Genomic DNA, 675 nt, shown 5'->3' with positions numbered 1-675 from the left:
AAGAATGGCCAGGGCAGGTGCCGCCCGAGCGCGTCGCGACGCGTTCGCCGTCGACGCCGGGCTGTGCGCGCCGTTACCGGCTACGGTCATGCTGTTGACTCCTGAAAAATCTGAGTTATTCCCTGGGCTTGCCCCATCGGCGCCTCGGAATAGGCTGAATTACGCAGCGGTCGCGCTTTGTGCTCGCCATAACGGTATAATTTTCGCTTTGCCGATCTTGCCATTCTTTAGCGCGTTCGGGAACCGTCCTTCGCGCGTTGTTACGAACGATACCGCCGCCCTGTGTGGCCTGCGCCCTGCCAGTCCGGCCCCGGAAAGCGCTCGTCGTGCCGCGCGGCGGCGCGGCGCAACGCCCAGCCGGCCGGCCCGCACGGCGCCGGATTGCCCTCGAAAGTTGCCTTGCTCGGCAGCGCGAACCCTAGCCCTGAGTCTGTTTGAATTCTCGTGAACCCATTACTCGACAAGCTCCAGCCCTACCCCTTTGAACGCCTGAAGTCGTTGGTGGCGGACATCACGCCTGCCAGCGCGTACAAGGCCATCAGCTTCGGCATCGGGGAACCCAAGCACCCGACGCCGCAGTTCATCAAGGAAGCCCTGATCGACGGGCTGGGCGGCCTCTCGAACTATCCGGCCACCGCGGGCGGCGAGCCGCTGCGCGCGGCGATCGCCGAGTGG

The 675-nt window shown here is 65.2% G+C and carries 1 pseudogene; it reads left to right on the top strand.

Features of this window, described 5'->3' with window-relative positions:
* Nucleotides 1–444: 444 nt before the first annotated feature.
* Nucleotides 445–675: pseudogene (locus A985_RS29270) on the top strand (succinyldiaminopimelate transaminase); the annotation flags it as partial.

Source organism: Pandoraea sp. B-6, assembly GCF_000282835.1.
Lineage (GTDB): Bacteria > Pseudomonadota > Gammaproteobacteria > Burkholderiales > Burkholderiaceae > Pandoraea > Pandoraea cepalis.
The sequence above is the reverse complement of the archived record's forward strand: the minus strand, read 5'-3'. Positions and strand labels throughout refer to the sequence as shown.